Below are 24,735 nucleotides of genomic sequence, written 5' to 3' on the forward strand. Positions count from 1 at the left end.
AGCCCTCCGCATGGGCGGGTGCAGGGCATTACTTGAACTCGCTGCCCCAATAGGCTTCGATCTGCTTCACCAGCTCCGGCGGCAGCGGCACGTAGTGCAATTCGCTGGCCTGGGCCTGGCCGTTTTCCAGCGCCCACTTGAAGAAGTCCAGCGTCGCCTTGCTGCGCACGGCGTCCTTGGGCTGCTTGTGCATCAGCATGAAGTTGGTGGCCGTGATCGGCCAGGCCTTCTCGCCCGGCGCATTGGTGATCACCAGGTTGAAGTCGCGGGCATTGGCCCAGTCGGCACTGGCGGCAGCGGCGGCAAAGCTGTCCGCATTCGGCTCGACCCACTGGCCGGCCGCGTTCTGCAGCGAGGTGTACGGCATCTTGTTCTGCAGCGCATAGGCCAGCTCGACGTAGCCGATCGAGCCCTTGATCTGCTGCACGTACGAGGCCACGCCTTCGTTGCCCTTGCCGCCGACGCCACCCGGCCACTGCACCGAGGTGCCTTCGCCGACCTTGCTCTTCCACTCCGGGCTGACCTTGGACAGGTAGTTGGAGAAATTGAAGGTGGTGCCCGAGCCATCCGAGCGGTGCACCAGGTTGATCTTGGTGGCCGGCAGGGTCACGCCGGGATTGGCCGCGACAATGGCCGCGTCGTTCCACCTGCTGACCTTGCCCAGGAAGATATCGCCCAGCAGTGCGCCGGTCAGGCGCAGCTTGCCCGCTGCGATGCCTTCCAGATTGACTACCGGCACCACGCCGCCGATGGCGGACGGGAACTGGCCCAGGCCGGCCTGCTGCAATTCGGCGCTGTCCAGCGGCTTGTCGGTCGAGCCGAAATCCACCGTGCCGGCCTTGATCTGCGCAATGCCGCCGCCCGAACCGATCGACTGGTAGTTCACCTTGTTACCGGTGGCGGCGTTGTAGTCGGCCGACCACTTGGACACCAGCGGGTAGATGAAAGACGCACCGGCGCCGGAGATTTCAGCGCCCTTGCTGTCGCTGGCGGCGGCGCCCGCGGTCGGCGCGCCCTTGGCGGCGTCGCCGGACTGCGCATCCTTGCCGGGCGAGCAGGCGGCCAGGGCGAGGGCGATGGTGAGGGACAGGGCGGTCAGGCTGGCCGACTGCAGTTTCATGGAAGCTCCGAGGCTGGGTTGGCCGGGGGACCCGGCAGACCACGCTATGAAATGATGTTTTTGTTACACGTGCATGACAGTGCCTTCTGGCGAAGGCATCACAAAAAAAGACGCGGACCGCGGAGGGCTTGCACCCTCCGGGATCCGCGTCCCGGGGCCGACGCCGGGGAGAGAGACGGCGTCGGTCCTGACTTGCTGCGTCTCTGCTGCAAAAGCGGCAAAACACGGCATATCGTGGTCAGCTGGCGCGGAAGGGGCAGGGTGTCGACATCGACAACGCGCTCATTCCCGTCAGGGCATTGCCTGCCCCGCTGCGCCACTGGTTAGTCAGCTCTTAGTGCGGCAGGTTCTTGGCCCAGTACGCCTCGATCTGGGTCACCAGGCTGTCCGGCAGCGGCACGTAGTCCAGTTGCCTGGCCTGCGTATCGCCCTTGCTGTAGACCCAGCGGAAGAAGTCCAGCGTGTTCTTCAGGCCGGCCGGGTTCTTGGGCTTCTTCTGCACCAGGATGAAATTGGTCGCGGTGATCGGCCAGGCGTTATCGCCGGCCGCATTGGTCATCAGCAAATAGAAGTCCTTGCTGCTGCCCCAGTCGGCGCTGTTGGCAGCGGCGGCGAAGGTTTCATCTGACGGCTGCACGAACTTGCCGGCGGCGTTCTTCATCGCGGTGTAGGTCATCTTGTTCTGCAGCGCGTACGACAGCTCGACATAGCCGATGCCGCCCTTGATCTGCTTCACGTACGCAGCCACGCCTTCGTTGCCCTTGCCGCCAATACCGGTCGGCCACTGCACGGCAGTGCCTTCGCCGACCTTGCCCTTCCAGTCCGGGTTGACCTTGGACAGGTAGTTGGTGAAGTTGAAGCTGGTGCCCGAACCGTCGGCGCGATGCACCACGGTGATCTTGCCGTCCGGCAGCTTCATGCCTGTATTCAGCGCGGCGATCGCCGGGTCGTTCCAGGTGCTGACCTTGCCCAGGAAGATGTCGCCCAGGGTCTTGCCGTCCAGCTTGAGCGCACCGGCAGCGATGCCCGGTACGTTGACCACCGGCACCACGCCGCCGATCGCCGAGGGAAACTGCGCCAGGCCGGCAGCGGCCAGTTCTTCCGGCTTCAGCGGCGCATCGGAGGAGCCGAAGTCCACGCTGGCCGCCTTGATCTGGGCAATGCCACCACCCGAACCGATCGATTGGTAGTTGACCTGCTTCTTGGTGGCGGTGTTGTAGTCGGCCGACCACTTGGACATCACCGGGTAAATGAACGACGCACCGGCGCCGGTGACATCGGCAGCCTGGGCGCACAGTGCCAGCGCGGCGGCGAGCACGCCGACGGCCAGACGGGTCTTGAAGGAGTGGATCACGGAACAGCTCCAGTAGGGTTGAGGTCAGGACGTCCCGCAGGCCTGCCATTGCAGGGCAGGGGCATGACCGCGCGGTGTCGAAGAGATGACAGTGCAGTGACGCGCAAGCGCGGGCGCCTGCTGGATCGAGCGCCGCGCGGAGGGTGCCGGGGATGCTCAGCAAGCTCCCCCGGCGGCCAGCGCAGCGGATGGCTTACCAATAGAACTGCGCGCGTGCTTCGATGATCGACGGGTCGTCGTCCACCAAGCGCCGGGTGGCGCTGTTGTAACGCGTGCTTTCCACTTTCGCGTAGTTCAGCGCGAACTTGAAGTTGGAGCGCCAGTACCAGTTGGCCCCGACCGTCCACACATTCATCTTGCCGCCCAGCACGCCGTCCACGAACGGCGTGGTGCCGTTGGAAATCAGGTGGCCATCGTTGAGGTCCAGGGTGTCGTAGCGCACCGCCAGCTGCCACAGGCCGGAAGCCGGTTCGTTCGGCAGCGGGGTGGTCGGCACGCCAGCCTTGTAGCTCCAGGTCTCGCCGGTGATGTTCCAGACGCCGCTGACATACCAACCGTCACTCTTATAGTTGTCGGCGTTGTTGCCGATGCGCTTGGCGTTCTCCTGAAACAATTCGCTCTGCAGCTTGAACGGGCCGGTGATCCACATCGCATCGGCACCGGCCACGCCCACGCTGTCCACGTTGGTGATTGCGCCGCTGTCGATCAGGCGCACCGTGGTCAGGTCGGCGTCGGGGCGCGCACGCAGGCGCAGGGTGTCGTCGTCGGTGTCGTAACCCAGGTAGCTGACGCCGACGTGCAGCACGTTGCCGCTCTCGTGGATCGGCGCCCAGGTGCCGCGCGCGCCGTAGCCGCTGCCGTGGGCCTGGTTACGGGTCAGCTCGCGGCCGAATGCACTGGCGGTCAGGCTCCAGTTGTTGTCGCCCATGCCATAGGCCACGCCCAGCCGGCGCGAGATGCCGTAGGTATTGGTCACCGCGGCCTTGGAGACGAAGTCGTTGTTCTTGGTGCTGGACAGTTCTTCCAGGCTGTTGGGTTGCTTGAACTGGCCGATCTGCAGGTAGTTGTTCGCGTTGCCGCCGAACTTGTACTTGACGTTGTTGTCGAGGAAACGGCCGGTACTGCGAATGGTGGTGCCGCGGATGGTGACTTCCTTCAGCACGCTCGGGTCGTAGCCGGCCACCCATTCAAAATTGCCCGGGCCCCTGCCCTTGAGCACCAGCTCGGCACGGCGGATGCTGAATTCGGAATCGTCGCCGTTGGCGCCGATCGGGCCGTTGAGGTCCTGCACATCGTTGTGGAACCAGTTGCCGTCGGCCTGGACCAGACCGTCCAGCGAGATCTCCGAGCCGCCGATCACGTCGATGGCGATTTCAGCGTGTGCGGCGGGTGCGGCCAGTGCCAGCAACAGGGCAGAGCCGAGCAGGGTAGGAGAACGTTTCATGTGTGCCTTGCAACCCGAGAAAGTGAGTGCAGGCTATGGCGTGAAAGTTGCGTTAATGTGACAACTTCGCACCGCGGTAATTCGATATTTTTGTCAATGAAGACAAACATTTACGTGTGTTTGGTTTTTGTCATTGCGCGTCATGAGTCTGAACGAAGACCGCGTTATGACAGTTGTAACAGCGTACCTGCGTCACGTAGTGGCGAGCTCAAGCTTATTGCAACCTGAACTACTGTCGTCAATCCAGGGCCAATCAGCTGCTTTGTGCGTCGCACCACTTGCACATGGTTGTTTGAAATTGTTACTTTCGAGGCCATGTTTCCTCGATTCCTCCAATTGCTGCTGGTCGGCCTGCTCGCGCTCACCGCGTGGTCGGCAGCCAGTGCACATACGCGCATCCACGATGCGTTTGTGGGCGACGGCTTGGCGGTGATGGTGGATGCTGGCGAAGAACGCGATGCAGCAAAAGATCCGCAGGACAACGGCGATACACAGAGCCAAGTCGATACACAGCCTGCAGACGATATCCCCTTGCTCTCCCAAGCATGGCCGATGCTGGCGCGGTATTCCCCGTCTTGGCACGCGCATCACGCGCCGGCAAGTCAAAAACGCGATCTGATCCCACAGTTGCGCCCCCCAACCGCACGGCTTGGCTGATCCACGCTGTCGCTGTACCCGGTGCGTTGCGCGCCGGATTTCCGATTGATTTGTTTGTCTTTGCAATTCGCGGTTTGCGCCGCGGACGGCTATTCGTTGCCTAGAGGAATCTCCCATGGAAAGTTTGCTAGAAGGTTTTCGTCATTTCCGCAAGGAAGTGTATCCGCGCCAGAGTGCGCGTTTTCAGGAACTGGCTGGCGGCCAAAGCCCGCACACGCTGTTCATTACCTGCGCAGATTCGCGCGTCATGCCGGAGCTGATCTTCTCCGCGCAGCCAGGCGAATTGTTCGTCTACCGCAATATCGGCAACGTGGTGCCGCCGTACTCGCAGCATGTCAGCGGCGTGGTGGCGGCAATCGAGTACGCCATTGCGGTACTGGGCGTGCGTCACATCGTGATCTGCGGCCATACCGACTGCGGCGCGATGAAGGCCGTGCTCAAGCCGGAGTCGCTGGAAGACGTGCCCTCCGTAGCGGCGTGGCTCAAGCACACCGATGCGGCGCGTCATGTCACCGCGCATCACGGCCATGATCCGCACAGCCAGGAAGCGCTGAGCTGCATGACCGAAGAGAACGTGGTCTCGCAGCTTGACCATCTGCGTACGCAGCCGGTGGTGGCGGCGCGCCTTGCCGCAGGCACCTTGCGCATCCATGGCTGGATCTACGATATCGCCCACGGCGAGATTCGCGCCTTCGATGCCGAGAAGGGTGGCTTCCGTCCGTTGTTGGCGGACAACACCCCTGAAGCCACCCCACGCCCGCGACTGCAGCAAGTCGTGCGCGCTGAACTCGCCTGACGGAGCCCACCATGAACACATCAGGTATCGGCGGATATTTCCGTCAGGGACTGTTTGGGCGCGATTTATTGGCGTCTGTGGTGGTCTTCCTCGTCGCGCTTCCGCTGTGCATGGGTATTGCGATCGCATCCGGCATGCCGCCGGCCGCAGGCCTGATCACCGGCATCATCGGTGGTCTGGTTGTTGGCTTTCTGGCGGGTTCTCCGCTGCAGGTGAGCGGGCCGGCCGCCGGCCTGGCTGTGTTGGTGTTCGAACTGGTCCGTGAGCACGGCGCCGCTGCGCTTGGTCCGGTGATCCTGGTCGCCGGTGCAATTCAGCTGGTTGCCGGCCTGTGCCGCGCAGGTGTGTGGTTCCGCATGACATCGCCGGCCGTGGTGGCCGGCATGTTGTCTGGTATCGGCATCCTGATCGTGGCCTCGCAGGCACACGTGTTGATGGACGCCGCGCCCAAGGCGCGCGGTCTGGAAAACTTCGCCGCATTGCCCGCCGTGTTGTGGCAGGCGATCAGCGAAGGCACCGGCCGCACGGCGTTGTTGGTGGGTCTGGGGACGATCGGCATCATCCTGGCATGGGACAAGCTGCGTCCACAGCGTCTGCGCTTCCTGCCCGGTGCGTTGATCGCGGTGGTGGCAGTGACGGCGACCGTGCAGTTGCAGGGCCTGGACGTCAACAAGGTCGACGTCCCGACCAACCTGTTCTCTGCGATCAGCATCCCCAGCATTTCCGACATCTTCGGCGTGTTCAACCACACGCTGCTGGTCTCGGCAGTGACCTTCGCCTTCATCGCCAGCGCTGAAACCTTGCTGTCGGCGGCGGCGGTGGACCGCATGCATCAGGGTGCACGCACGCAGTACGACCGTGAGCTGGCGGCGCAGGGCGTGGGCAACATGCTGTGCGGTTTTCTGGGTGCGTTGCCGATGACCGGTGTGATCGTGCGCAGTGCGGCCAATGTGCAGGCCGGTGCGGCGACGCGTGCATCGACCATCCTGCACGGCAGCTGGTTGCTGGTGTTCGCCATGCTGCTGCCGTGGCTGCTGCGGATGACGCCGGTGGCGTGTCTGGCCGGCATCCTGGTCTACACGGGCGTGAAGATGATCAAGATCGGGCAGGTCAAGGAGCTGGCGACCTATGGTCGTGGAACGGCTGCGATCTATCTGGCCACCACCTTCGCGATCGTGGCAACAGACCTGCTGACCGGCGTGCTGATCGGCTTCGGTCTTTCGTTGTTCCGCCTGGCACTGCATTCCTCGCGTCTGAAGGTCGAAGTGCGCGAGCACGCCGACAATAAGGACGAGATGCATTTGACCCTGCAGGGCTCGGCTACCTTCCTCAAAGTGCCGGCCATGGCGCGGACGCTGGAAAGCGTGCCGCCGAACACTGCACTGCATCTGGATGTGGCCAAGCTGCACCACGTCGACCATGCCTGCATCGAGTTGTTGCGCGATTGGAGCCGCAATGCGGCGTCGCGCGGCTGCGAGCTGGTGGTGGACTGGAAGGAGCTGGAGCGACGTGTCGAAGGGCGGCCAACGGTGGAACGCGCACCGGTGGAGCCGCATGTCGAGCGGGCGAAAGCTGCGTAAGCTGTTTTAGACGCCCGGCGTTCGCGCCGGGTGACCCCCATCGTGACCGGATGATGCATGGCGCCGAAAGACGCATCATCCGGTCACGATTTTTTTTGGGCGGGGAATCGGGAATCGGGAATCGGAAAAGCTTGCGGCCGCGCGTTTGCAGCGTGGGGATCAAGCTCTTTGCCGCGCCGTTGCTCCGTTGCAGCCCTGCTCCGATGCCACCGCTGCATCAGCTCCTGGTTTTTGCAGGGCGCTCCGGGGCTGCCTGGGTCTTGTCGCGATAGCGGCATAGATCGTGGATCACGCAGCCTGGGCAATCGGGTTTGCGTGCCTTGCAGACGTAGCGGCCGTGCAGGATCAGCCAGTGATGCGCGTCGTGCAGAAACTCGGCAGGAATCACCTTGACCAATTTGTCTTCGACGGCGCGTACGTCCTTGCCTGGCGCAAGACCGGTGCGGTTGGAGACGCGAAAGATATGCGTGTCCACCGCCATGGCGGGCTCGCCGAAGGCGGTGTTGAGCACCACGTTCGCCGTCTTGCGGCCGACGCCGGGCAGCGCTTCGAGCGCGGCGCGGTCGTGCGGCACTTCGCCGCCGTAGCGCTCGAGCAGAATGCGGCAGGTCGCAATGACATTCTTTGCCTTGGCGTTGAATAGCCCGATGGTGGCGATGTAACGCTTCAGGCCTTCTTCGCCCAGATCCAGAATGTCGCGCGGTGTGTTGGCCACCGGATACAGCTTGCGTGTGGCCTTGTTGACGCCGACATCGGTGGCTTGCGCCGACAGCAGCACGGCGATCAATAATTCGAACGGGGTGGTGTATTCCAGCTCGGTGGTCGGGTGCGGATTAAGTTCGCGCAGGCGCTCGAACATCTCCTGGATCTCGGGCTTGCGCATGCTGCTGCCACGCCGTGCCGGCGGAGTTGCCTGCGTCGCGTTCATGGCTGCGCTCCACCGGCGGCTTTTGCCTTGGCGCGCGCCAGGATGGCAGCGGCCAGCGGCGGCAATGCCGGTGCTGCCGGCTGGCTGGGCGCCGGGGCGGGCGCCCTGCGTGCATCGCGTTCGGCGGCGCGGCGTTGCAGGCGCGCGGCACGTGCGCGATAGCGTTCGCGCGCCGCCCAGGCGTCGCGCAAGCGCCGTTGTGTAGCCAGCAACGTGGCGCACACCTGCGCGCAGTCGGCGTCCAGGGCGTCGTGCTGCGGGTCGGGCAGGTACGCCATCAAGCCGAGCGCCAGCGCGCGGTCGAGATCGTCGGCCACCACACAATCGAACAACTGCAAGGGCAACGGACGCGGTGCCGGGATGGGGTCGAGCGTCATGGCGATGTCAGCGGTTGCTGAAGTGGGCGGGGCGCTTGTCGAGAAACGCGCGGGTGCCTTCGCGCATGTCGTCAGTGGCGAATAACAGCGCAAATTGCGCGGTTTCCAGTTGCAGGCCTTCTTCGATGGCGCATTCGCCACCGAATACCACCGCTTCCAAAATGCCGCGCAGCGCCAGCGGTGCAGCGGCGGCCAGGCGGTGTGCCAGCGCGAAGGTTTCTTCCTGCAAGGCGTCCGCTTCGACCACACGATTGAGCAGGCCCAGTTGCAGTGCGCGCGCTGCGTCGATCGGCAGGCCGAGCAGGCACAGTTCCAGCGCTGCGGCACGCCCGGTCAGGCGCAGCAGGCGCTGGGTGCCGCCGAAGCCGGGGATCAGGCCGAGGTTGATTTCCGGCTGTCCCAGGCGCGCGGTGGCCGCGGCGATGCGCAGATGGCAGGCCATTGCCAGCTCCAGCCCGCCGCCCAGCGCAAACCCGTTGATCATCGCGATCACCGGCTTGGGCATGCGTTCGATCCGGCGCATCAGCCGCTGTCCCAGCAGCGAGAACTCGCGGCCCTGGATCGCCGACAGGTCGCTCATTTCGGCGATATCCGCGCCGGCCACGAAGGCCTTGGGGCCGGCGCCGGTGAGAATCACCACACGCACATCTTCAGCAGCGGCGGCATCCTGAAACGCCTGATCCAGGGCCTGCATGGTCTGCTGGTTCAAGGCGTTCAGTTTGTCCGGCCGGTTGACCGTAATCGTCCGGACGCTGGCGTGATCGGCGATCAGAATGACGTGATTGGACATGGGAACCCTTGCGAACGTAAAAAATTAGTAAATACGGAACTTCCGAAAGCCTTGCTGGTCATAGCTTTAGTGATAAGTAGCGGTTCGGTATCGCGGCCGCTATCCTAGCGCGTCATCTCAGGCGGCAGACCCGTCCTGTGCCACCACCCTGGAGAATTGTTTGATGAAGTTGCGTTCTATCGCGGTCGCTGTGGCGGCCCTGGCCCTGACGGGCAATGCACTGGCCCAGGACACGACGTCCGAGAAGGGCAAGTTGAGCTACTACTTCGGCTATGACTACGGCAATAACCTTGCCGAGCTCACCGGCCGCGGCGAGCAGCTCGACATCAACTCGGTGGTAAAGGGTCTGCAGGACGCCTATGCCAAGAAGCAGCCGGCGATCACTGCCGACCAGCTCAAGCCGGCGGTTGAAGCGTTCCAGAAGCGCGAGCAGGGCCGTGCCCAGCAGGCCAAGGCCGAGTACGACAAGGCCGCTGCGGCCAACAAGACCAAGAGCGATGCGTTCCTGGCCAAGAACAAGAGCACCGCTGGCGTGCAGACGCTGCCGAGCGGTGTGCAGTACCGCGTGATCGAAGCCGGCAAGGGCGCCAAGCCGACCCAGGCCAGCACCGTGCAGCTGGAAGTGGCCGGTCCGTTCCCGTTCGGCGACCGCGAGAAGGCACGTCCGGCGCAGCAGATTCCGGCCATCAAGGTCAGCGAAGTCGAAATGCAGGCCATGCGCGACACGCTGCTGCAGATGCCGGCCGGCTCGAAGTGGGAAGTGACCCTGCCGCCGGAAAAGGCCTACGGTGCCGACCCGCGGACCCCGTTCCCGCCGAACGTGGCTGTGCAGTTCGAAATCAAGCTGGTCAGCGTCAAGTAATTGCACTCGATGTTGCGACGACAACGCCGGCCATCAGGCCGGCGTTGTCGTTTTGGTCGACCGATTGCCCGAAGAGAACGATGAAACGATGCAATTGCCGCAGGATCCAGCGATGAGCGGCATGGATGTCGAACCCGAAGCTGATGCCGGTCGTCTGCCTAGCCCGTGTATCGGTGTATGTTCGCTGGACGCGCAGTCGCATTGTGTCGGCTGCTTGCGCAGCCTGGATGAAATTGCACGCTGGATGAGCATGAGCGACGCCGAACGCCAGGACTATCTGCATACGGTGCTGCCCGCACGCGCGCTGGCGGCGCGGCTGCCCGAGTACGCGCAGCTGAAACGCGCGCTGTATCCGCTGGACACCGCGCCCGACGGGCCGGGCTGGAATCATGCCGAACTGATCGATCTGACCGATGGCGACGCCTCTGCCGAGGCGGCGGTGCTGTGCGGGCTGGTGCCGCGCGAACAGGGCACCACGGTGCTGCTGACCCGACGCACCGACAGCCTGCGCCATCACGCCGGGCAGGTCAGCTTCCCGGGTGGGCGCATGGAGCCGTCCGATGCCGATGCCGCCGCGGCCGCGCTGCGTGAGAGCTGCGAAGAGATCGCGCTGGGCGCGCAGCAGGTGCATGCGGTGGGTTATCTGGATCCGTTTCTGACCGTGAGCGGCTTTCGGGTGACGCCGGTGGTGGCGGTGATCGACCCGGCATTCGTGGCGGTGCCGCAGCCGGACGAGGTGGCCGACGTGTTCGAAGTGCCGCTGGCCTACCTGATGGACCCGGACAATCTGCGCAGCGTGGAATTGGAATTTCGCGGGCGGCCGCGCCGCGTGCTCGAATACGACTGGCCTGCGCACCGCATCTGGGGCGCCACTGCGGCCATCCTTCTGAATCTTCGTCGTCGCCTGGAGCAGGTTGCATGAGTGCCGATCCGAACTGGACCACGCTGGTCGATGCCGCCACGCTGGCCGCTACGTTAGAGCATCCGCAGCTACGACTGCTGGATGCGCGCGCCGCGCCACCGACCGCACCGGACCCGGATGCGGCGCGCAAGGCCTACGCGCAGGGGCATCTGCCCGGCGCGCATTACGCCGATCTCGACCACGACCTGGCGGATCTGTCGCGGCCAGCGCTGGGGCGGCACCCGCTGCCGCACAGTGCTGCGTTTGCCCGACGGCTGGGCGAATGGGGCATCGATCCGCACAGCCAGGTGGTGGTCTACGACGCCGGCGATGGCAGCATGGCGGCGGCACGCGCCTGGTGGATGTTGCGGCTGATGGGGCATCGCCGGGTGGCGGTGCTGGATGGCGGGCTGGCCGCATGGCGCGCCGCGGGGTTTGCAGAAAGTATCGAGACGCCCGCGCGCGGCGACGGCGCCGCGTATCCCGGCAGCTTCGATCCGGCTGCAGTGGTCGATGCCGAGCAGATGGTGACGCGCTTGCAGCAGGCCCCAGGCTGGTTGCTGGATGCGCGCGCGGGCGAGCGCTTTCGTGGCGAGGTCGAGCCGATCGACCCGGTGGCCGGGCACGTGCCGGGTGCGGTGAGTCGCCCGTTGGGGCTGAGCCTTCGCGATGGCCGCTTCAAGCCTGCGGACGAATTGCGCGCCGAGTTGTCTGCATTACTCGGCGCGTATCCGCCCGAGCAGGTGGTGGTGATGTGCGGATCCGGGGTGACGGCGTGCCATCTGCTGCTGGGATTGGAAGTGGCGGGGTTGTCCGGCGCGCGCGTTTACGCCGGTTCCTGGAGCGGTTGGTCGCAGGATCCGGCGCGACCGGTCGCGACCGGGGCCTGATTACAGGCACAATGGCTCCAGGAATGGTGGCCTGTGGGGACGCAGGTTCGCTGCGCGGAGCGCAGTTTCTTGCAGTGCTGGGTGAGCGATGCGGTTGCAGTTTCGGGTGGGCGCGCTGTGCGTCGCGGTGGGGTTGATGGTTGCCTGTTCGGCGCGGTCGACTGCCGATGCCAACGATGCGCCTGCTGCCCGTGGTCGAAACGTGGTGCAGCACGATGCCTATCGCATCGCGCTGGAGCGTGCGCGGGCGGAGCGATTGAAGCAGCTGCGCGCGCCCGATGGCTGGTTGAGCTATACCGGTTCGGGCCGCGTGCGCGCCGGTCAGTACCGGGTAGGGAGCGACCCGCGCAGCGATATCGTGCTGCCTGCCGGCCCTGCGCAGCTGGGGCTATTGACGTTGGATGCGGCAGGGCAGGTGCGATTTCGCGCAGATGCCGCCGCGTCGGTGGCGCTCGATGGGCGCCGCATCGATGAGGTACGGCTGGAACCGGAGCGGTCAGGGCAGCGCGGCGACCGCCTGGACGTCGACGGACGTCAGTTCTATCTGGTGCAGACCGGCACCCTGTACGGATGGCGTTTCCGCGACCCATCAGCGCCGGCACTGACGCAGTTCGCGGGGCTGGACTATTTCCCGACCGATCCGCAGTGGCGCATCCAGGCGCAGTGGCAACCGTATGCCGCGCCACGCGTGACCACCTTGCTGACGTCGATCGGCACGCCACTGACCGTGGACGTGCCCGGAGAGGCGGTGTTTTCGCGCAATGGTCATGAATACCGTTTGCAGCCGCTGCTGCAGGAGGATGGCCAGGGCCTGTTCTTCCTGTTTGCCGACCGTACCAGCGGCAAGGAAAGTTATGGCGGCGCGCGTTATCTCTATACCGCGCTGCCCCGCGATGGTCGGGTGCTGCTCGATTTCAATCTGGCTGAAAATCCACCGTGCGCACTGACGCCGCATGTGGTTTGCCCGATCGCATCGCCTGAAAATCGACTGGATGTGGCGGTGAACGCAGGCGAAAAAACCTATCGCGCGGCGGAGCGCTGAGCGCGATGCAGCGGTGCGCGGTGCGCGGCTTGGCAGGTGTTTTTTTCGCTGCTTAGTCAGCGCAATCGATCGCTGTCGTGCAGGTGTTCTTTTTTCGAAAGATGGAATTGGCGCGCAAGCTGAATCACTTAGCGCACCACTGCGCGCGCGACCCGATGCGATCGAACGTGGCTGGAAAGCAGCAAGCAGTCATCGGTTGGTGGCTGTCGGTGCGCCTGGGTTGAGCCGTACGCGTGGTACGCGGCCGCTGCCGAGCGCCGGTTACTCGGCCTGGGTGCCGTGCAGTAGTTCCGTGAGCCACACGGATCCGACGCTGCCATCATGCGTCTGACGTGTGCACGCGTTGCGCAGTGTCTGAGTGTTTTCTAGCGCGAGGAGTGCGACCAGCGCACTGCCGCTTCGATGCGCGGCCACGGAAATAACGGGCCGGGGTCGAGTTTGCGCTGAATCTTGCGCGAAGGATCGTCGCTGGCCGCTTCCTGGGTGGTATCCAGCGCCTGATGCCCGGCGATGCGGCGCACCGAGGGCAGCTGCTGCTGCAGCCACTGCAACAAGGTGATCAGCGCGGTGATCTGCGCTTCGGGGTACGGCTCGGTCATGTCCTGATGACGCGAATCCAGCCAGTGCGGATAACGCCCGCTGTTGACCAGTTCGATGCCCAGCGTATGCGGGTTATGCCCGCGCACATGATGCGCAACGCGCTCCAGGGCAACGTATTGCTGGATGCTGCCGTTGCGATCGAGGTAGTAATGCCCGCTGTTGCCGGTGCCGCTGTCGTAGAGCACGCGCTCGCCGTATTCGCGCGCCATCGCCATGTCCGGCAATTCGGTGCAATGGATGACCACCATGTCGATCTGGGTGAGCGCGCGTCGCGCCAGGCGCGATTCGTAGGACAACGGCGCGTAGGTGATCGGTGGCGACGGCAGGACGGCATCGGACATGACGCGAATGCTAGCATTCGACGATGGCTTTGAATCCCGACAGCCCTTTGGGCAAATTGATGGCGACGCTGCCGCAGACCGGTCAGGTGACCTGGATCGGCGTGCGTCCGGCGCGTGACGTGGCGATGCTGGAGGTGGATGCAGCGCAGGTCACCACTGGCATTGGCCTGGTGGGAGACCGCTACAAGGGCGGCAGCGGCAAGCGTGGTGTGACCCTGATCCAGGCCGAGCATCTGCCGGTGATCGCAGCGCTGGCAGGGCATGCGGCCATCGCGCCGGCCACGCTGCGGCGCAATCTGGTGGTGTCGGGCATTCCGTTGATCGCGCTGAAAGGGCGGCGGTTTCGGATCGGCGAGGTCGAGCTGGAAGGTACCGACCCGTGCGACCCGTGTTCGCGCATGGAAGATGCCTTGGGCGCGGGCGGCTACAACGCGATGCGCGGCCATGGCGGGCTGTGCGCGCGCGTCCTGCGCGGTGGCGTGCTGCGCATTGGCGATCCGGTGCAGGCGCTATGAGTCGCGGGCATTGCATCCTCTCGCATGGCTTCGAAAGCGGCCCGGACGCCCTGAAAGTGACCGCGTTGGCGCAGGTGGCCGAGCAGCTGGGCTGGACTCACGAACGCCCGGATTACACCGACCTGGATGCACGCCGCGAGGTGAGCACGCTGGGCGATGTGCATGGCCGGCTGCAACGCCTGCTGGAGATTGCGCGTGCGGCCGCCGACAAGGGGCCGTTGGTGCTGGTCGGCTCGAGCCTGGGCTCGTATATCGCCGGGTTGGTGTCGTTGCAGGTGCCCACCCGCGCGTTGTTCCTGATGGTGCCGCCCACCACGATGGGGCCACTGCCGGCGCTGGACGCCGCCCCGGTGCCGATCTCGATCGTGCATGCCTGGCGCGACGAACTGATTCCGGCCGCCGACGTGATCGCCTGGGCGCAACCGCGCGGCGCACGCTTGTTGCTGGTCGACGACGAACATCGCCTGGCATCGCATGTCGACGCTTCGGCCCGCGCGTTCGCCGAACTGTTGCAGAGCCTGTGATGCGCATGCCGATGCCGATGCGCGCGACCGGCCGTGGCGCGTGGGACTGCCGATGGACGTCTTGATCCGCGAAGCCACCGATGGCGATGCCGCGGCCATCGAGATCCTGACGATGGTCGCGTTCATGCGCGCCGAGCATAGCCGCCACGACGAGCAGCACGTGATCGCCGCCTTGCGCCAGGACGGCGCACTGGTGTTGTCGCTGGTGGCCGACCACGACGGCTATGTGGCGGGACACCTGGCGGTGTCGCCGGTAACGTTGTCCGACGATTCGCCCGGCTGGTTCGCGCTCGGCCCGCTGGCGGTGGGGCCTGGGCACCAAAAACAGGGTCTGGGCACGCGGCTGGTGCAGGCGGCGCTCGCCAGCCTGCGCGAGCGCGGCGCGGCAGGTTGCCTGGCGCTGGGCGAGCCGGCGTTCTTCAAGCGGTTGGGCTTTGCGGTCGAACCCGGCCTGGTGTTGCCCGATGTGCCCGCATCAGAACTGCAGGCGCTGGCCTTTGGCGACCGTCTGCTGCCGCTGGCCGATGTGTCTTATCACCCGGCATTCGGGTTGGGTTGAGCGCCGCCTGCATGCGCTCGTCTGCTGCGCGGATGTCGCCGCTGGAGCTGCAGGTCAGACTGGTTGCACGTAACCCTTCGAGGATCGGTCCAATGCGCCATTGATGCCGCCGTCGTGATGACGGCCTTACCCGCTGCTGATCCGGTTGGATCGGCGCGTGTGCTGGCATGCAATGGAGACCCGTATGACCCATCCGTCGCTGACGCTGGAAGGCGTTGCGTATGTGCTGCCCGATGGCAGCCGGCTATTTTCCGATCTGACTATCCACATCGACCAACGCGCCACCGGCCTGGTCGACGCGATGCGGCGGATGCTGGAGCTGTCCGCGCAGGGGCTGCGCAGCTATGGCGGCAATTACACGTTTTATGCGCAGCAGCGCGCTATCGAACAACAGGCGGCCGCCGATCTGCTGGCCCAACGCAAACATGCACGTACACGCGGCGAGCAGGCACTGCGCGAGCAGTTGCAGCGTCAACAGCAACGCCAGGCACGCGGTGCGCGCGCTGCGGGGCAGGCCAATCAAGCGTCGATCCTGCTGGGCAGGCAGAAGCAACGCAGCGAAGTCAGCGCGGGGCGGCTGCAGCAGCAACGTCAGGCCGAACAGCTGCGGCTGAGCGAAGCGGTGGTGCAGGCCGCAGCGCAGGTGGAGGCAGATCGCGCGATTGCCGTGCTGGCGCCGACCGCACCCACCGGCGCATCGCGCCGTCTGGCCACGCTGCAGCAGGTGGAGCTGGCCGGCGTGCGGTTGGGCGGGCGGCGCGTGGACCTGTTGCTGCAGGGGCAGCCGCGGATCGGTCTGGTCGGCCCCAATGGCAGCGGCAAGTCCGCGTTGTTGCAACTGCTGGCAGGGCGCCTGCAACCAAGTGCGGGGCACTGTCAGATGCAGGTGCCGGTGGCCTATCTGGATCAGGACCTGGGGCTGCTGGACCCGGCGCGCTCGGCCGCAGCGCAACTGTGCGATGCAGATCCGGGCGCGCCGGCCCACGCACAGCGGCTGCGCCTGGCGCTGCTGGGGCTGGACCAGGCGCGTGCCGACCTGCTCAGCGGCGGCCAGCGGCTCAAGGCGGCGCTGGCCTGCGCGTTGTACCGGGCGCAGCCGGCGCAACTGCTGTTGCTGGACGAGCCGACCAACCACCTGGATCTGGCCTCGGTGGAAGCGATTAAAGCGTTGCTGTACGGCTATCAGGGTGCGCTGATCGTTGCCTCACACGACGCTGCTTTCCTGCAACGGCTGGGCCTGCAGCAGCGGCTGGACACCGCGCAGGCGCAGTGGCGGCTGGCGCCGTGGTGAACCGTGCGGCGGCCGATCCCGCTGCCGGGCTGGTAATGCCGGCTGCGATGGCCGACCATTTGCGGCCCGTCCACGGCGGCCACGGCATTGCCCACCAGGGCGCCGGCCCGCTGTCCTGCTCCCACGCTCGCCGCCGCGGCCAGCGTCTTTATCGATACCTGCCTACGTGAAATTCTTCGCATCCTGTGCCAAAGGCCTGGAATACCTGCTTGCCGACGAGCTGCTCGCGCTCGGCGCCAGCAAGGCCACCGCCACCATCTCCGGCGTCAATGTCGAGGGCGAACTGCGCGATGCGCAGCGCGCCGTGCTGTGGTCGCGCCTGGCCAGCCGCGTGCTGTGGCCGCTGAGCGAGTTCGATTGCCCGGACGAAGACGCGCTGTACGCCGGCGTGGCCGAGTTGCCATGGGACGAGCACCTGTCGGTGGGGCACACGCTGTCGGTGGACGCGCATGTGTCCGGTACCGCCATCACCCATGCCCGCTACGCAGCGCAGCGCATCAAGGACGCCGTGGTGGACACCATGCGCCGGCAGGGGCTGGAGCGCCCGTCGGTGGATGTGGAAAGCCCGGACCTGCGCCTGAACCTGTCGCTGCGCAAGGGCCGCGCCACCATTTCGGTGGATCTGGGCGGCGGCCCGCTGCATCGGCGCGGCTGGCGCATGGCGCAGAACGAGGCGCCGTTGAAGGAAAACCTGGCTGCGGCGGTGCTGATGCGCGCCGGCTGGACGCGCGCCTATGCCGATGGCGGCGGCCTGCTGGACCCGATGTGCGGCAGCGGCACGCTGCTGATCGAAGGCGCGTTGATGGCCGCCGACGTCGCGCCGGGTCTGCAGCGCTACGGCAGCGATGTGCCCAGCCGTTGGCGCGGTTTCGACCGCGACCACTGGCAGCAACTGGTCAACCAAGCGCGCGAACGCGACAGCGTTGGCCGCGCTGCGCTCAGGCAGGTGATTCACGGCAGCGACATGGACCCGCACGCGATCCGCGCTGCGAAAGAGAATGCGCAAGTCGCCGGCGTGGCCGAGGCGATCTGGTTCGGCGTGCGCGAAGTGGGCGATCTGCAGACCCCGCCGCAGGCCACCGGCGTGGTGGTGTGCAATCCGCCCTATGACGAGCGCCTGGCGGCCGATGCGGCGCTGTATCGGCGCCTGGGCGATACCCTGCAGCGCGCCGTGCCGCAGTGGCGGGCCAGCCTGTTGTGCGGCAATGCCGAGCTGGCGTATTCCACCGGCCTGCGCGCGGGCAAGAAATATCAGTTGTTCAATGGCGCGATCGAGTGCGCGCTGATCGTCTGCGACCCGATCGCGGTGCCGCGGCGCAGCCCGCTGGCTGCGCCGACTGCGCTCAGCGAAGGCGCTCAGATGGTGGCCAACCGCTTGCGCAAGAACCTGCAGAAATTCAAGAAATGGCGCGCGCGCGAAGGCATCGAATGCTTCCGCGCCTACGACGCCGACCTGCCGGAATATTCCGCGGCCATCGATGTGTACCAGCAAGCCGATGGCGACCGGCGCATCTTCCTGCATGTGCAGGAATACGCAGCGCCCGCAACGATCCCGGAGGCCGATGTACGCCGTCGTCTCAATGAATTGCTGGCCGCTGCGCGCGAGGTGTTTGAGGTGCCGGCAGAGCGCGTTGCGCTGAAGTCGCGCGAGCGCGGCAAGGGCGGCAGCAAGTACGGCCGTTTCGAACAGCGCAACGAAATCGTCCACGTGCGCGAACACGGCGCGTTGCTGCGCGTGAATCTGTTCGATTATCTGGATACCGGGCTGTTTCTGGACCATCGCCCGCTGCGCGGCACCATGGCGCAGCAGTCCAAGGGGCGCCGCTTTCTCAATTTGTTCTGCTACACCGGCGTGGCCAGCGTGGAAGCGGCGGTGGCTGGCGCGGCCTCCACCACCAGCGTGGATCTGTCCGGCACCTATCTGCAATGGTGCGCCGATAATCTGGCGTTGAACGGGCAGGCCGGCAGCAAGCACCAGTTGGTGCAGGCCGATGCACTGGCGTGGCTGGAAGCCGAACGCGCGCATTTCGATGTGATCTTCTGCGACCCGCCGACCTTCTCCAACTCTGCGCGTGCGGAAGATTTCGATATCCAGCGCGAACACGTGCGCCTGCTGCGTGCGGCAGTGGCGCGGTTGGCGCCGGGCGGCGTGCTGTATTTCTCCAACAACTTCCGCCGCTTCAAGCTGGACGAGGAAGCAGTGGCCGAGTTCGCGCAGTGCGAGGAGATCAGCCCGCGCACCATCGACCCGGATTTCGAGCGGCATGCGCGGATTCACCGTGCCTGGCGGTTGACGGCCTGAGTGCAGCCGGCTGCGTCCGATGGAGTGCTGCTTGCCGCAGCGACGTTGCCGGCAAGCACGATTGCCGGGCGCGGCCGCGTGTGCGAGGGCAGGGGAGGATCGCAACAAGCCCGGCACAGGGCTGCGGTATGCTGATTCGCATGCTTTGGAGTCAACGATGACCGCACCACCTCGCATCGCCTTTCTTGCCAGCCCCGCCGAGCCGGCGGTGACCGCGCGCGCACGTCTCGTGCAGCGCTATGGCGACCACGCGCTGGACAGCGCCGACATTGTCTGCGCGCTGGGTGGCGACGGATTCATGCTGCAGACGCTGCACCGGCATGGCGCCTCCGACAAGCCGGTGTTCGGCATGAAGCTGGGCTCGGTCGGCTTCCTGATGAATCAGTACCGCGACGACGAGGACGACCTGCTGGAGCGCCTGCAGCGTGCCGAGCCGGCGTATCTGCGCCCGCTGGAGATGCAGGTGCAGACCGAATCCGGCGCCAGTGCCCGCTCGCTGGCCTACAACGAGGTCTCGCTGTTGCGGCAGACCCGTCAGGCCGCGCATCTGAGCGTGGATCTCAACGGCCAGACCCGCATTGCCGAGTTGATCGGCGACGGGGTGATGGTGGCCACGCCGGCCGGCAGCACTGCGTACAACTATTCGGCGCACGGGCCGATCCTGCCGCTGGGCTCGCACACGCTGGCGCTGACGCCGATCGCACCGTACCGCCCGCGCCGCTGGCGCGGCGCCATCCTCAAGGCCGATACCGAAGTGCGTTTCCGCGTGCTCGACCCATACAAGCGCCCGGTCAGTGTCACTGCCGATTCGCACGAAATCCGCGACGTGGTGGAAGTGACCATCCGCGAATCCACGCAACGCCAGGTCACGTTGTTGTTCGACCCCGAACACAACCTGGAAGAGCGCATCTTCAGCGAGCAGTTTGCGGTGTGAGGTGCGGGGATTGGACAGTGGGGATTTGCGATTGGCGAAGGCAGAAGATCGGCAGGTAGTCTTGAGAACTGCGCACACGCGCTACGATGCCGCGTGGATGGCTGATCGCATCCCGATCTGCCGTTTCTGCTTCAACCCATTCCCCATTCCCGATTCTCCATTTCCGGCCCCCCAATGCCCGACAACTCCCCAAGATTATTGACCGTCGCGGTGACCTCGCGCGCCCTGTTCGATCTGGAAGAAGGCCATGCGCTGTTCGAGGCCGATGGGGTGGAGGCGTATTCGGCGTTCCAGCGCGAGCATGAGGACGACATTCTTGAGCCCGGCGTCGCGTTCCCGGTGGTGCGCAAGCTGCTGGCGCTCAATCACGATGTGCCCGAAGACGCGCCGCGCGTGGAAGTCATCCTGCTCTCGCGGAATTCCGCCGATACCGGGCTGCGCATCTTCAACTCGATCCAGCATTACAACCTGGGCATCGTGCGTGCCACGTTCACTTCGGGCGAGCCGACCTGGCCGTACGTGAAGCCATTCGGTACCGATCTGTTCCTGTCGGCCAATCCGGAATCGGTGCGGCGCGCGCTGAGCCATGGCATTGCCGCAGCGACCATCATGCCGCGCGCACCGGGCGAACGCGCCGAAGCTGCCGCGGCAATCGTGGACAACGACGAAAGCCGTCTGCCCACACAGCTACGTATCGCCTTCGACGGCGATGCGGTGATTTTCGGCGACGAGAGCGAACGCATCTCGCGCGAGCAGGGCGTGGAAGCGTTCGGCCGTCATGAGCGCGAACGCGCACGCGAGCCGTTGTCGGTGGGGCCGTTCCGCAATTTTCTGTCGGCGCTGCACACCTTGCAGGCGGCGTTTCCGCCCGGTGAGGCCTCGCCGATCCGCACTGCGCTGGTGACGGCGCGCTCGGCACCGGCGCATGAGCGGGTGATTCGCACCTTGCGCGAGTGGGGCGTGCGTCTGGACGAGGCGCTCTTCCTCGGCGGGCGGCACAAGGGGCCGTTTCTGGAGGCGTTTGGCGCGGATATCTTCTTCGACGATTCGCAGCACAACATCGACAGTGCCCGCCAACATCAGCACGTGGCTGCCGGGCATGTGCCGCACGGCGTGGCCAACGATCCGCCGCCTGCATGAGTGACGCGCCGCGCACGCCGGGGCGCGCCGCGTTGCGTCTGAGCTGGCGCACGCGGGAACTGTCGTTCGCCGAAGACACCGTGCAGACGCGGATGTCGCGCTGGGCGCCGCATCGGCTGTTGCTGCCGTACACCTGCAGCATGCTGGCGGCGCTGTGGCTGCAGCCGCGCCCGCAGCGCATCGGCATCATTGGTTTTGGCGGCGGCGCGCAGGCCAGGTTTTGCCACCGGTATCTGCGCGGTGCCCGCATCGAGGCAGTGGATGCCGATGCGCAGGTGCTCGCGCTGCGCGAGGCATTCGGTGTGCCGCCCGACGACGCGCGGCTGGAGGTCACGCACGCCGATGGCGCGGACTGGATCGCATCGCGGGCGGGACGCTACGACATCCTGCTCCTGGATGCCTACGACGCCGATGGCATTCCGGCGGCGCTGCAGACGCCCGCGTTCTACGCCGATTGTCGCGCGGCGCTCACCCCGGGTGGGGTGCTGGCGTTCAATCTGTTCCAGGTGCCGCTGGCCGAGCCTCTGGCGCAGCTGCGCGCGCTGTTCGACGGCCTGGTGCTGGTGTTGCCCGAGGTGGATCTGCGCAATCAGGTGGTGTTCGCCTGGAATGGCAGACGCACGCCAGGACCGCCGGACGAAGCGCTGGCCGGCCTGGCATGGTCGGCACGCCGGCAGTTGCGGCCGGCGATGCTGCGCCTGCAAGCCGCCTGGATGGAGCGCGCCTGGCGGTTTTCGTGAGCGGGTGTTTTGCGCGCGGCTGGTGGCTGCAGCGTTAGCGTGCCTGCCCGGCTTGTGCAGCTGCCAATGGCAAGCGGATATCGGTCAGCCGCCAGCGCAGGCCTTCCCGGGTCAGCACGAACACCACCGGTGCGCCGGTGGCGGTGTGGGTGGTCGCAGTGAAACGGCGGGTGGATTCGAAACGTTGTTCGGCGCCTTGCAGTGGCCGCGCCGGCGCCGGTGCGGCATAGGTGTCGGCGCTGACGGTGTCGCCGGTGACGCGGTTCCAGACGCTGTGGCCTTGTAGCAGCGCGCCGATGCCGAGCGGCGTCACCAGGGTATCCACGCCGGCGCCGCTGATGCCGCTGGCAAGTTGCAGGGCGAATCCGCCGAGCAGACTGGATTGCATACTGCTGCCGGCCTGACGAACCAGATAGTCGTCTAGCTGTGCCTTGAGGTTGACGCGCAGGCTGGGGAAATCAACGTACCGCTCCAGCTGCGCGGCATCGCGCTCGGACACCGCCGCGCTGATGCCGCGGATGGCCAGATACGGCCCGGCCACGACGTAGCCGGCCAGCAGCACGATGACCAGCACCGGCAGCAGCAACCAACGCTTCTTCATCGTGCGCACTCCATTGCGGTTGGCGTTGAGCGCGTCATTGCGACGCATGTACGTACCAGGTAACGCCGCCGCGGCACACGCTTGAGTGGCGCAGCACTGCAGGGCGCGCGCGCCGGGCGTGTCGTCAAAATTCCAGATCCAGGGCCGCGCACAGGTAGTCGACGAACGGTGCCAGGATCAGCAGGTCCGCTTCGATGGTCTGGCGCAGCCGCGGCCCGGTCATCAGGCTGTCGTCGAGCTGCCGCAGATACGCCCAGTTGCGGTGCTTGAGATCGTCGATGAACTCGAAATCGTTAGGGAATCCACGCGGTGCGCGCACCAGCTTTTCACTGTCGTCCAGAGTGAACTTGCGCAGCAACTTCGGGTCGTGCGCGGCGGCTTTCCAGCTGCCGGGGTTGTCGAAAATGAACTGGCGCAGCTTGCGCTGCGTGTCCGGCTCCGGGTGCCACAGACCGGCGCCGACAAAACTTTCGCCCGGCTGCAGATGGATATAGAACGACGGCGCCGGCATCTGGCGGCGACGCTCGTGAAACAGGCGCGCGCCCTGCCAGTTCTTGTACGGCGATTTGTCGTTGGAAAAGCGCGCATCGCGATAGATGCGAAACAGCGATCCGCCCTGGGTCTTGGGATCGGCGCGATAGTGTTCGCTAACCTGCGCCAACGCCGGCTGCAGGTCGGTGATCAGCTGCAGAAACGGCTGGCGCACATGCGCTTCGTACTGATGCCGGTGGTCGTTGAACCAGGTCTTGTCGTTGTGGCGGGCCAGGGCGCGCAGGAACTTGAAGCTGGCGTCGGAAAAGTAGGTGGTCATAGCGTGCGTTGGAGGTCCGAACCCCAGGCGGCGAGCTGGTCGAGTAGGGCTTGCTTGGTAGCATCGTCGGGGTGAGCAAGCCGTAAATCCGCAATCTGCGCGTTGTACTGGTCCAGGGTGACTTCGCCCAGGCCACGGTCTTCGAGCAGGCGCTGGCGGCGGTACCCATTCCAGCGCTCTTGCTCGTCGAACGACAGCGTCTGCGGCCAGTTGCGGGCGCGGTAGCGGAACAGCAGCTCGACCAGGCGCGGGTCGCGGAAACGCGCTTCCAGCGCACCCAATTCGGCCGGCGCGCTGGCCCGCACCTGCGCAAGTAGACGCTTGTCGCCTTCGGCCAGAAATCCATCGTAGAGCGAGGCGTCGGCATCGTTGACCGCCGCTGCCGCCGCACGCTCGTTGCCGTAGACCTGGCGCACTTTCTCGGCCAGCGCCGGGCCAAGCTCACGCAACCGCGCTGCCTTGGCCACGACCGCGTCGTGATCGACACCCAGGCGCTGAAAATCCGCCGCGCGCAGGTGTTGCCAGGCCACCAGCGCGGGCGACTTGTTCAAATGCACTTCTTTCAGCGGGATGCGCTGCTCGCCTTCGGGCAAATCTGCCGCGCGGACATACAGCCGGTCGGCAATCTCGTCGGGGCTCAGCCGCAACAGCACTTCCGGGTCGCCGTCCAGATCGAACACGATCACGCGGCTGTCGATGCGCGGATGCCGCGTCAGCGGCAACACCGCAGCGGCGCACAGGCGCGATGCCGGGTAACGTTGCGACACATGCAGCACCGGCTCCATCGCAATGACATCCAGCAACGTGGCGGCAAAGCGCTTGTCGCGCAGGCGCAGCGCGTAGTCCCACAGTTTTGGCTGATGCTGCTGAAATTTGCGCGCCATGCCGATGGTGGCGTACACGTCCGACAGCGCTTCATGCGCATCGCCTTCGCGCACGTCGTTGGCGTTGGCCAGGTGCTCCAGCTTGAACGAGGTGGCGCCGTCTTCGCGCTGCGGCCAGACGATGCCGTCCGGGCGCAGCGCATGCACCAGCCGCAGCACATCCAGCAGATCCCAGCGCGAATTGCCGCCGCGCCACTCGCGCTCGTAGGGGTCGTAGAAATTGCGGAACAGGCCGCAGCGCACGAACTCGTCGTCGAAGCGGATCGAGTTGTAGCCCAGTGTGCAGGTCTGCGGCCGGCTCATCTGCTCGGCGATGCGCGCGAACGCTTCGGCTTCGCTCACGCCTTCGCGCAGTGCGTGTTGCGGGGTGATGCCGGTGACCATGGTGGCGTAGGGCGAGGGCAGCAGATCGTCGGCCGGCTGCACGAAGAAGCTGATCGGTTCTTCGATCACGCGCAGCTGCGCGTCGGTCCGCACCGCGGCGAACTGCGCAATGCGGGTGTGGCGCGGATCCTGGCCGAAGGTTTCCAGGTCGTAGAAGAGAAAACTGTCAGGCATGCGGGTGCGGGATCCAGATGCGCAGCGCACGGCGTACGCGCTGCCGGTGCCGCTAGTATCCCTCATCGCAGCGCCGGCACGCTGAGGCGCGGCTGTGAGAAGGGTCTAGCTGCGCCGGTGGGCGGTGCGCGTGCAATGTCTGGATTCAGCTGCCTGCCATGCACAGCGCACTTGCACGTGTCCGGCAGCTGCCG

At 65.7% G+C, this 24,735-nt stretch carries 27 protein-coding genes and 1 pseudogene; 17 read left to right on the top strand and 11 right to left on the bottom strand.

Annotated features, from left to right (window positions below; translation table 11 throughout):
- Window positions 1–28: 28 nt before the first annotated feature.
- From pstS (M3O59_RS07875) to M3O59_RS07885, 3 genes are all read right to left on the bottom strand, one after another.
- Complete coding sequence (gene pstS / locus M3O59_RS07875; protein ID WP_116905290.1) at window positions 29–1,120, bottom strand: phosphate ABC transporter substrate-binding protein PstS; 1,092 nt, start codon at window positions 1,118–1,120, stop codon at window positions 29–31.
- A gap of 334 nt (window positions 1,121–1,454) precedes the next feature.
- The gene (gene pstS, locus M3O59_RS07880; protein WP_116905289.1) at window positions 1,455–2,474 is read right to left on the bottom strand and encodes a phosphate ABC transporter substrate-binding protein PstS; all 1,020 of its coding nucleotides are present in this window, start codon (window positions 2,472–2,474) and stop codon (window positions 1,455–1,457) included.
- Between the two features lie 193 nt (window positions 2,475–2,667).
- Window positions 2,668–3,918, bottom strand: a complete 1,251-nt coding sequence (locus tag M3O59_RS07885) for an OprO/OprP family phosphate-selective porin (RefSeq protein ID WP_116905288.1) — start codon at window positions 3,916–3,918, stop codon at window positions 2,668–2,670.
- A gap of 336 nt (window positions 3,919–4,254) precedes the next feature.
- Between M3O59_RS07885 and M3O59_RS07890 the strand changes: the two genes are divergently transcribed.
- The 3 genes from M3O59_RS07890 to M3O59_RS07900 all read left to right on the top strand — a co-directional run bounded on the left by M3O59_RS07890 (window position 4,255) and on the right by M3O59_RS07900 (window position 6,951).
- Window positions 4,255–4,575: a hypothetical protein gene (locus tag M3O59_RS07890; protein ID WP_181920482.1), complete on the top strand. Its 321-nt coding sequence runs from the start codon at window positions 4,255–4,257 to the stop codon at window positions 4,573–4,575.
- 115 nt (window positions 4,576–4,690) lie between these two features.
- Window positions 4,691–5,371, top strand: coding sequence for a carbonic anhydrase (locus M3O59_RS07895; RefSeq protein WP_016902474.1), 681 nt, complete (start codon window positions 4,691–4,693; stop codon window positions 5,369–5,371).
- A gap of 11 nt (window positions 5,372–5,382) precedes the next feature.
- Complete coding sequence (locus tag M3O59_RS07900) at window positions 5,383–6,951, top strand: SulP family inorganic anion transporter (protein ID WP_064634795.1); 1,569 nt, start codon at window positions 5,383–5,385, stop codon at window positions 6,949–6,951.
- 217 nt (window positions 6,952–7,168) lie between these two features.
- On the opposite strand, the gene nth is transcribed toward M3O59_RS07900, so the two are convergent.
- Genes nth through M3O59_RS07915 form a run of 3 tightly spaced genes read right to left on the bottom strand, consistent with a single transcriptional unit; the run spans window position 7,169 to window position 9,046 of the window.
- Window positions 7,169–7,879: an endonuclease III gene (gene nth / locus M3O59_RS07905; protein ID WP_064634796.1), complete on the bottom strand. Its 711-nt coding sequence runs from the start codon at window positions 7,877–7,879 to the stop codon at window positions 7,169–7,171.
- On the bottom strand, window positions 7,876–8,256 hold the full coding sequence (locus M3O59_RS07910) for a hypothetical protein (RefSeq protein WP_116905286.1): 381 nt from the start codon (window positions 8,254–8,256) through the stop codon (window positions 7,876–7,878). Before M3O59_RS07910 ends, nth begins: the two co-directional genes overlap by 4 nt.
- 7 nt (window positions 8,257–8,263) lie before the next feature.
- Window positions 8,264–9,046, bottom strand: a complete 783-nt coding sequence (locus M3O59_RS07915; protein ID WP_116905285.1) for an enoyl-CoA hydratase-related protein — start codon at window positions 9,044–9,046, stop codon at window positions 8,264–8,266.
- A 163-nt stretch (window positions 9,047–9,209) separates the two neighbouring features.
- On the opposite strand from M3O59_RS07915, the gene M3O59_RS07920 reads away from it, so the two are divergent.
- Window positions 9,210–9,908, top strand: a complete 699-nt coding sequence (locus M3O59_RS07920) for an FKBP-type peptidyl-prolyl cis-trans isomerase N-terminal domain-containing protein (protein ID WP_004429231.1) — start codon at window positions 9,210–9,212, stop codon at window positions 9,906–9,908.
- Here M3O59_RS07920 and M3O59_RS07925 read toward each other — a convergent pair.
- Window positions 9,901–10,110: a hypothetical protein gene (locus tag M3O59_RS07925; protein WP_181920484.1), complete on the bottom strand. Its 210-nt coding sequence runs from the start codon at window positions 10,108–10,110 to the stop codon at window positions 9,901–9,903. The two genes, M3O59_RS07920 and M3O59_RS07925, sit on opposite strands and share 8 nt — an antisense overlap.
- On the opposite strand from M3O59_RS07925, the gene M3O59_RS07930 reads away from it, so the two are divergent.
- The 4 genes from M3O59_RS07930 (at window position 10,021) to M3O59_RS07945 (ending at window position 12,965) form a co-directional block, all read left to right on the top strand.
- On the top strand, window positions 10,021–10,830 hold the full coding sequence (locus M3O59_RS07930; protein ID WP_064634853.1) for a CoA pyrophosphatase: 810 nt from the start codon (window positions 10,021–10,023) through the stop codon (window positions 10,828–10,830). The two genes, M3O59_RS07925 and M3O59_RS07930, sit on opposite strands and share 90 nt — an antisense overlap.
- Complete coding sequence (locus M3O59_RS07935) at window positions 10,827–11,699, top strand: sulfurtransferase (protein ID WP_064634799.1); 873 nt, start codon at window positions 10,827–10,829, stop codon at window positions 11,697–11,699. The genes M3O59_RS07930 and M3O59_RS07935 overlap by 4 nt, the downstream gene beginning before the upstream one ends.
- 88 nt (window positions 11,700–11,787) lie before the next feature.
- Complete coding sequence (locus M3O59_RS07940; RefSeq protein ID WP_064634800.1) at window positions 11,788–12,741, top strand: DUF1684 domain-containing protein; 954 nt, start codon at window positions 11,788–11,790, stop codon at window positions 12,739–12,741.
- Window positions 12,742–12,818: 77 nt separating this feature from the next.
- A complete protein-coding gene (locus tag M3O59_RS07945) occupies window positions 12,819–12,965 on the top strand; it encodes a hypothetical protein (protein ID WP_181920475.1) in 147 nt (48 codons plus the stop codon).
- 141 nt (window positions 12,966–13,106) lie between these two features.
- On the opposite strand, the gene M3O59_RS07950 is transcribed toward M3O59_RS07945, so the two are convergent.
- Window positions 13,107–13,682 (bottom strand): N-acetylmuramoyl-L-alanine amidase, encoded by a 576-nt coding sequence (locus M3O59_RS07950; protein WP_064634801.1) that lies wholly within the window; start codon window positions 13,680–13,682, stop codon window positions 13,107–13,109.
- A gap of 23 nt (window positions 13,683–13,705) precedes the next feature.
- Here M3O59_RS07950 and M3O59_RS07955 point away from each other — a divergent pair, with 23 nt between their 5' ends.
- The 9 genes and pseudogenes from M3O59_RS07955 (at window position 13,706) to M3O59_RS07995 (ending at window position 21,687) form a co-directional block, all read left to right on the top strand.
- Window positions 13,706–14,197 carry an MOSC domain-containing protein gene (locus tag M3O59_RS07955; protein WP_064634802.1) on the top strand — a complete coding sequence of 164 codons (492 nt, stop codon included), beginning with the start codon at window positions 13,706–13,708 and terminating at the stop codon, window positions 14,195–14,197.
- A complete protein-coding gene (locus M3O59_RS07960; protein ID WP_116905284.1) occupies window positions 14,194–14,721 on the top strand; it encodes a YqiA/YcfP family alpha/beta fold hydrolase in 528 nt (175 codons plus the stop codon). The genes M3O59_RS07955 and M3O59_RS07960 overlap by 4 nt, the downstream gene beginning before the upstream one ends.
- Before the next feature lie 52 nt (window positions 14,722–14,773).
- Complete coding sequence (locus M3O59_RS07965) at window positions 14,774–15,280, top strand: GNAT family N-acetyltransferase (protein ID WP_116905283.1); 507 nt, start codon at window positions 14,774–14,776, stop codon at window positions 15,278–15,280.
- A 286-nt stretch (window positions 15,281–15,566) separates the two neighbouring features.
- A pseudogene (locus M3O59_RS07970) lies at window positions 15,567–16,571 on the top strand (ATP-binding cassette domain-containing protein); the annotation flags it as partial.
- A complete protein-coding gene (locus M3O59_RS07975) occupies window positions 16,550–16,741 on the top strand; it encodes a hypothetical protein (protein WP_082925879.1) in 192 nt (63 codons plus the stop codon). The pseudogene M3O59_RS07970 and the gene M3O59_RS07975, both read left to right, overlap by 22 nt.
- The gene (gene rlmKL / locus M3O59_RS07980) at window positions 16,738–18,873 is read left to right on the top strand and encodes a bifunctional 23S rRNA (guanine(2069)-N(7))-methyltransferase RlmK/23S rRNA (guanine(2445)-N(2))-methyltransferase RlmL (protein ID WP_116905281.1); all 2,136 of its coding nucleotides are present in this window, start codon (window positions 16,738–16,740) and stop codon (window positions 18,871–18,873) included. The genes M3O59_RS07975 and rlmKL overlap by 4 nt, the downstream gene beginning before the upstream one ends.
- 157 nt (window positions 18,874–19,030) lie before the next feature.
- Window positions 19,031–19,807: an NAD kinase gene (locus M3O59_RS07985; RefSeq protein WP_116905280.1), complete on the top strand. Its 777-nt coding sequence runs from the start codon at window positions 19,031–19,033 to the stop codon at window positions 19,805–19,807.
- A 174-nt stretch (window positions 19,808–19,981) separates the two neighbouring features.
- Window positions 19,982–20,947: a 5'-nucleotidase gene (locus M3O59_RS07990; RefSeq protein ID WP_064634808.1), complete on the top strand. Its 966-nt coding sequence runs from the start codon at window positions 19,982–19,984 to the stop codon at window positions 20,945–20,947.
- A complete protein-coding gene (locus M3O59_RS07995; RefSeq protein WP_064634809.1) occupies window positions 20,944–21,687 on the top strand; it encodes a spermine/spermidine synthase domain-containing protein in 744 nt (247 codons plus the stop codon). The genes M3O59_RS07990 and M3O59_RS07995 overlap by 4 nt, the downstream gene beginning before the upstream one ends.
- Before the next feature lie 34 nt (window positions 21,688–21,721).
- On the opposite strand, the gene M3O59_RS08000 is transcribed toward M3O59_RS07995, so the two are convergent.
- The 3 genes from M3O59_RS08000 to sbcB all read right to left on the bottom strand — a co-directional run bounded on the left by M3O59_RS08000 (window position 21,722) and on the right by sbcB (window position 24,541).
- Entirely contained in the window at window positions 21,722–22,288 is a 567-nt protein-coding gene (locus M3O59_RS08000) for a DUF2939 domain-containing protein (protein WP_064634854.1), read from the bottom strand.
- A gap of 124 nt (window positions 22,289–22,412) precedes the next feature.
- Complete coding sequence (locus tag M3O59_RS08005; RefSeq protein ID WP_116905279.1) at window positions 22,413–23,099, bottom strand: DUF2461 domain-containing protein; 687 nt, start codon at window positions 23,097–23,099, stop codon at window positions 22,413–22,415.
- Window positions 23,096–24,541, bottom strand: coding sequence for an exodeoxyribonuclease I (gene sbcB / locus M3O59_RS08010; protein ID WP_249046921.1), 1,446 nt, complete (start codon window positions 24,539–24,541; stop codon window positions 23,096–23,098). Before sbcB ends, M3O59_RS08005 begins: the two co-directional genes overlap by 4 nt.
- Window positions 24,542–24,735 lie beyond the last annotated feature (194 nt).

It is taken from the genome of Xanthomonas nasturtii (assembly GCF_023337365.3).
In the GTDB taxonomy this organism is placed as follows: domain Bacteria; phylum Pseudomonadota; class Gammaproteobacteria; order Xanthomonadales; family Xanthomonadaceae; genus Xanthomonas; species Xanthomonas nasturtii.